Source organism: Clostridium sp. (assembly GCF_018372875.1).
Classification (GTDB): domain Bacteria; phylum Bacillota; class Clostridia; order Clostridiales; family Clostridiaceae; genus Clostridium.
The window spans coordinates 1-5400 of sequence record NZ_JAHAIF010000087.1 but is presented as its reverse complement, the minus strand read 5'-3'; the positions used below and the strand labels follow the sequence as shown (position 1 = coordinate 5400).

The 5400-nt window shown below is 29.3% G+C and carries 7 protein-coding genes; all 7 read left to right on the top strand.

Annotated elements, in window-relative coordinates:
* Positions 1 to 660, top strand: a 660-nt coding sequence (locus KIB46_RS16050; protein ID WP_291673210.1) for a hypothetical protein, incomplete at its 5' end; no start/stop codon positions are given.
* A 9-nt stretch (positions 661 to 669) separates the two neighbouring features.
* Entirely contained in the window at positions 670 to 1089 is a 420-nt protein-coding gene (locus KIB46_RS16045; RefSeq protein ID WP_291673208.1) for a hypothetical protein, read from the top strand.
* Between the two features lie 417 nt (positions 1090 to 1506).
* The gene (locus KIB46_RS16040; RefSeq protein ID WP_291673205.1) at positions 1507 to 1992 is read left to right on the top strand and encodes a hypothetical protein; all 486 of its coding nucleotides are present in this window, start codon (positions 1507 to 1509) and stop codon (positions 1990 to 1992) included.
* 1 nt (position 1993) lies between these two features.
* The gene (locus KIB46_RS16035) at positions 1994 to 2464 is read left to right on the top strand and encodes a hypothetical protein (RefSeq protein ID WP_291673203.1); all 471 of its coding nucleotides are present in this window, start codon (positions 1994 to 1996) and stop codon (positions 2462 to 2464) included.
* A gap of 312 nt (positions 2465 to 2776) precedes the next feature.
* Entirely contained in the window at positions 2777 to 3277 is a 501-nt protein-coding gene (locus tag KIB46_RS16030; RefSeq protein WP_363290431.1) for a YwqJ-related putative deaminase, read from the top strand.
* Positions 3267 to 3731 (top strand): hypothetical protein, encoded by a 465-nt coding sequence (locus KIB46_RS16025; protein WP_291673201.1) that lies wholly within the window; start codon positions 3267 to 3269, stop codon positions 3729 to 3731. Before KIB46_RS16030 ends, KIB46_RS16025 begins: the two co-directional genes overlap by 11 nt.
* A gap of 1 nt (position 3732) precedes the next feature.
* Entirely contained in the window at positions 3733 to 4437 is a 705-nt protein-coding gene (locus tag KIB46_RS16020) for an endonuclease V (RefSeq protein ID WP_291673199.1), read from the top strand.
* Positions 4438 to 5400: the final 963 nt, after the last annotated feature.

The window sequence follows — 5400 nt, the reverse complement described above, 5'->3', positions numbered from 1 at the left end:
GCACAAAAGAATTGGGAATATGAACTAGGATTAGATAGATATAATAATAGAATTCTTGATTATCATAATGAAAATGCGATAAATAATGCTATAAAGGGTTGCAGTTCTTCAAATGTAGATGATGTTACAGGAATAGATTGGTATAATTATTTTAGAGACACATATGGAAAGGAAAATGTATGTTGGGAAAATTGTAATCCATCTGAGGTTGCATCTGCTTGGCAAGGAAGTTATCCGTATACTGGGGTTGATAAATATAGTAATATTAAATTACATGATGGAGATATTATTTGGATGGGAGAACCATTCCCAACAGGATATTCTACAACACCAGAAGTAGTTCAGGTCATAGGAAAGGATGCACAAAAGGTTTTTAAAGGATTACAGGTAAAACCATATTACGAGAATGGAATGTCATTTGCAGAATATAGAAGTAGTTTAACTCCATATAAAGTACATGGAGAGTTAAATGTAGCAGATGGAATAGCTATGAATAATCTACAATTTGGAGCAGGAGGATTGGTACAAAGATTTGACCCAAATTTTGATTATAATTGTGCAAATGGTTTTTTGGAAAGATTAGATGCTCAGACTATAGAATTAACGAACACAAAAATATCTCTCGAAGAGTATTTTAATATGATGAATGAAGTTAAATAGGAGAATATTATGAAAAATGGAAAACTGAAATTAGGTAAATATATTATTGAACCTAAAACAAAAGCTGATGTTTTGCAAAGTGATGAATTCAACATAATAAATATGAAAAATGAGAAAGTATATATATCTAAAATGCCGCTGGAACTATATGGTTCAAAGTTTTGGACTAGTATCTATTGCAAAGAAGCCTTTATTAAAAAGATTGATTTGTGTAATGCTGATAAAAAGTACAAGATGAGTTACAAAACAATGACTGGTACTGCCTTACAAGAATTAAGAAAAGAAAATGATAAGTTTTTATTAGATAACTTAGGTAACCCTAATAAAGAGAATATATCTGGTCTTGAATATGATTATTCATGGGGAAAAATATTATCATATTTTGATAATAAATCTGCCCAGGCAGGAATAGTTATTAATTATGTTTAATTAAGTATATATTTTAGAATTTCAAAATTCATAAATTAAAAAGATACTATTTCTTGCTTGTTTACGCAGTGGATGATATGCAGGTAATAGTATCTTTTTTGTAGGGAAGAGAACACCTTATAACGAAATTTGCCCTCAAGTATACGAAAGGCTTAATCATACAAAACTTTCTATGATTATATGGAAGACCTGATTTTACTAGCTTTGCAATATAGGTGTGAAATAGAGTTTTCCACAGAATACATATTTTGATTGAATGTCTCCAGAAGATGCTGCAAGATACATTATAAATAATGAAACAAAATTTTATGGAGAGTTTCCTATTTTGATATATCATCTCCAAGAGATGGAGCAGTTTTCTGGAGTGGAAACTAAGCTGAGGCAGGTCAATACGCTCAATGTATAGGTGGAACAATTATGGAGCATACACCAGGAGGTCAAGTATTTAATAATTGGCGTGGATTGAACGGTATGTATCCTGAATGGGGGACAAAAACTTTATTAGACCCAAAAAATATATGGGAAGCACTTTCAAGGCAATATGCTAATGATGTATCAGGTACAGTAACATATGCGCATTCTGAAAATTACACTGGTGTTGATGGTATTTCACAGTCTGTTGGATTACCAGATAAATTTTATGGGACAATAGAATATAAAGTTAACGATGTAGATAAAATATCTATCCTAGACTGGAAACCTAAAGCTGATGATTATCCTTATACAGGAAAAGCATTTATAGGTAGTGCAGATGTTGTTTTACCTGAATATTTTCAAGATACTAGAAAATTTGTGGATGGAGATATTATTAAGATTATAGATAGTAATACAGGGAAAGTTGTACAACAATATATTTATGACATAGATACAGATATAAAGTGGGTTATGATAGGAGGAAATTAAAGTGATATATGCTATTTATAAAAATAAAATATATTTAGCCAACGTTAGACAATCAAAAGTTAGATTAAAAACAAGAGTTGCTGAACTAGGATTTAATGAATTGGTTGACTTAGCTGGCAATGTTCATAAAGATATATTTATAAAAGAAGTGGATATGAATGATGTGGATATCATATATGAGGTAGAGTATAGGGTTCTATATAGAGGAAATGAATACAAGTGTTTAAAAGTTGCTAAGGAAACAGTAGATATAAACTATATAACTATATTTACGAGTGATTCTGATATTGCTAACCAGTGTGGATTTATAAAAAAGGAGCAATTTATTTTTGATAAAGATGTATCTTTAGATGAAATAGATGCATTAATTGAAATAAAGAAGCCTATATTAAAATTTAGTCACTTAAAAGATCAAAAAATAAAGATAGAACAAAAGAATATTAGAGATTATCTATCAAATATTATTGAATAGTAACTGCAAAATAATATTATAATTGAATTCATAATAAGGATAAAGAAACAATGATTATATTTTATAATATATATGAAAAAAATTACTGCATAATATTAATAGTGTAGTGAAAAAATTTAAAGGGTTAATGTTTCAGTAGTTGGAGCAGTAATCTTTTTTTATGCAATGACGAATGTAGAAATAAAAGAAGTAGCATGATAAAATAAGGTTAACATATTAAGGAAAATTAAGGCTGAAATAATAGCTACATAACACTAAAAATAAAAAGACAGACTCTGCCCCAAGGGGGTAAGTAACCATGAATTAAGTAGAATTGACTATTTAAGAAATAAATATGGTAAGTTAACTTCTGAGCAAATTAATAATCGTATTAATTTAAGAGGTTCAACGCATGAAGAGTTAGCTAGATTAAAAGAAAGTGGATTAACAAAAACAGAGCTTGGTCCAGCAGTTGCAGGCGTATTAGATACAAAAACAGGAAAATATTATTTTGGAACAAATAATATTGATGGAAAGGCTCCAAGTATACAACATGATTTAATTAGAGAAAGAATAAATAATATGCCATCAGATATTAGGGATGGTTATAAAAAGACTCTAGGAGCTGGTTCTCATGCTGAAGTTAATGCATTAAATGAGGCATTATTAGCAAGACAAAATGCTAGCTTAGATGAATTTATGGTACATGTAATTAGTGCTAGAAAAATTAATAAATATATGCCAGCTGGAGTTCCAATGCCAAGATGCCCGCATTGCGAATTTATAACAGATGGAGCAAATTATTTCCCGGAGGTGTTGAAATATGGAAAATAATATATTAACTAAAGAATATGTATTAAATAACGGAGTTGATTTTGAAGAGTTATGGAATGAATATTGTAGTGATAGAATTTTAGATAAACCAGAAGATGAAGGCGGAAAGCCATTCACAGGATTAGTGTATGAGCTATATAATAGTGGAGAATTAGCACATTATTGTTTTTATAAAGAAGGATTTTCACATGGAGAATATGTAAAATTTTATAAATATGGTAATATGAAGAGTAGGCAATACATGAAATATGGGGTAATAACAGGGAAAGAAGAAACTTGGTTTGAGAATGGAAAGTTAAAGTCTGTAGCTGAATATGAATGTGGTGTATGCTTAAACATCAAGGAGTGGAGTGAAAAAGGAGTTCTAATTAAAGAGAAATTAGAGCCAACAGAAGATGATTTAAAAATGATTAGTAGCCAAAAAGAGTGGTATAAAGCTATAGGAAGAGAGTAGTATGGAAATAAAGGAAGTTCATAATTTTAATATTTATGAGGAATCAGAGTTCATTGAGATACAAAATGAGTTAAAGAAAAAGATAATGTTAAAAAATACCTTTAATAAGTATAGTATTAGATTAGTGGCAGGTGTGGATTTAGCTTATTGGGAAGATGGAAATAAGCAGTATGGAACATGTTGTATAGTTGTTATTGATTATAATACTAAAGAGGTAGTTGAAAAGGTTAATAGGGTCGGAGAAATAGAAGTACCATATATACCTGGATTTTTAGCATTCAGGGAATTGCCTTTAATTATTGAAGCTTCAAAAAAATTAGTAGTAGAACCTGATGTATTTATCTTTGATGGTAATGGATATTTACATTTTAATCATATGGGAATAGCTACACATGCATCATTTTTCTTAAATAAACCAACTATAGGAGTTGCAAAAAGTTATTTAAAAGTTAATGGAGTGGATTTTAATATACCAGAAAATAAAGTAGGTTCATATACTGATATTATAATAAATGGAGAAGTATATGGTAGAACTCTTAGAACAAGAAAAGATGTAAAGCCTATATTTATATCATGCGGAAACAATGTTGATTTAGAAACTTCTACAGAAATAGTATTAAATTTAATTAATAATGAAAGTAGATTACCAATTCCAACTAGATTAGCTGATTTGGAAACACATATTAGTAGAAGAGCATTAAGCTAACTGCAAAATTATAATAAAAGTTACTGCATAAATCTTATTAACTATGTAAGTGATATAGTTGTAAGAAATTAATTTTATAAAATATACCGCATAATTGTAATAATGCAGTGAAAGAAGTTAAAAAGATTAGTGTTTCAGTAATGGGGCATTAATCTTTTTTTCATGCATTGAAATATTTATAAAAGCTAAGAGAACTAAGGTTGAAAGCTATCGTAGGCTGATAAGCTAGGAAATCCTAGGCTAGATAAAAGATATAGGAAACACACTACTCATATGCATTCGTAGGTGTAAGTTCGACTAGCTAAATGTAAAATTTAGAGTCTCACTTAAAAAATAAAAAGAATTGGAAAGATGAAACATATAAATAATGGAACTTGGAAATAGGAACTCTGGACTCGGGACTCGGAAAGAGGAACGGGGGGATAGGGGGGAAGAAGAACCTAAAGGAAAGTAATAATTGAAATAGACCTAAAGTCTATTTCATTAATAATAAATAACAACTAACAAGAATAAATAATTGAGTAATATAAATAATATCTATTCAGAATAAATAATAAGATAATAAAAGAAAATCTAATCAGATAAGAAGAATAGCAATAATCAGTGAAGAAACTATAATAAATAACCAATTAATAAATAATAAAATAGTTCAATAGAATAAATAACTGAAAATACAATTCATCAATCAATAGAACTATAGTAAAAAACAACTATAAGGCATGAGAAAAGTAGAGAACCCAAATCTATGATTTGGTGTGAATCACTTTCACAGAGTGCAAGTAGTTGGAAATAGTCTTAAAACTGTGGTAAGGGTTGAAAATACTCAATTCTGCCATTAAAAATAATAAGACAGACTCTGCCCCAAGGGGGTAAGTAACCCTAAATTAGATTATGTTACTTCAAATGGATTAGAGTTAGATTGATTATCTACAAATCCAGTGATATAGCCACTTCAAGTGATTG

Excerpts from the sequence above, each read along its gene's own strand:
- KIB46_RS16025 (WP_291673201.1), top strand. The coding sequence starts at position 3,267 with ATGGAAAATAATATATTAACTAAAGAATATGTATTAAATAACGGAGTT.
- KIB46_RS16040 (WP_291673205.1), top strand. The coding sequence starts at position 1,507 with ATGGAGCATACACCAGGAGGTCAAGTATTTAATAATTGGCGTGGATTG.
- KIB46_RS16020 (WP_291673199.1), top strand. The coding sequence starts at position 3,733 with ATGGAAATAAAGGAAGTTCATAATTTTAATATTTATGAGGAATCAGAG.
- KIB46_RS16045 (WP_291673208.1), top strand. The coding sequence starts at position 670 with ATGAAAAATGGAAAACTGAAATTAGGTAAATATATTATTGAACCTAAA.